Raw genomic sequence first — 766 nt, 5'->3', positions numbered from 1 at the left:
TACAGGGCTTTTACCTTCTCTGGCGGGCCTTTCCAGACCTCTTCATCTAACCGGTTCCTTTGTAACTCCATGTGAGACGTCCCACAACCCCAAGGAGCAAGCTCCTTGGTTTGGGCTAATCCGCGTTCGCTCGCCGCTACTGACGGAATCACTATTGTTTTCTCTTCCTCAGGGTACTTAGATGTTTCAGTTCCCCTGGTCTGCCTCTATTCTGCCTATGTATTCAGCAGAAAGTGACTGTCGATGAAGACAGCCGGGTTTCCCCATTCGGACACCCCCGGATCAAAGCTTGCTTACAGCTCCCCGAGGCTTTATCGTTGTTCGCCACGTCCTTCGTCGGCTCCTGGCGCCTAGGCATCCTCCGTGTGCTCTTTGTAGCTTAACCTAGACTTTTCTTTGATAAAAGAAAATGTCGATGTTCGATAAGAAATGATTTTTGCCAAAGGCAAAAGATCTTTCCTTATCTGCTACCTTTATTTCACTTGTTTACACAAGATCAGCTTAAAGGAATATTCTAAAACGCAATTTCGTTTCGGTATCCAGTTTTCAAGGTGCACGTTTTTCCGGTTTTTAAGGCCGGATGAATATCATATCAAATTCCTCAACACTTGAACACAAGTATATTCTGGAAATTCAATGTGAGAGTTTGAACTCTCAAAACTGAGCAACGAGTGAGTAAGTTCAGGATATTCATTTCATTCACACGAATGTGATGAACCGAATTGAATATCCGGTCGCAGGTACATGTACCTGCTAATTTGAATGT

Annotated in this window: 1 rRNA gene; it reads right to left on the bottom strand. The window is 44.4% G+C overall.

From position 1 onward, the window contains the following. Nucleotides 1-385 (bottom strand): 23S ribosomal RNA (locus ACWA2B_RS27915); the annotation flags it as partial. Nucleotides 386-766: the final 381 nt, after the last annotated feature.

The organism is Paenibacillus sp. CMM36 (genome assembly GCF_053570945.1).
This window is presented reverse-complemented; position numbering and strand designations above follow the sequence as displayed.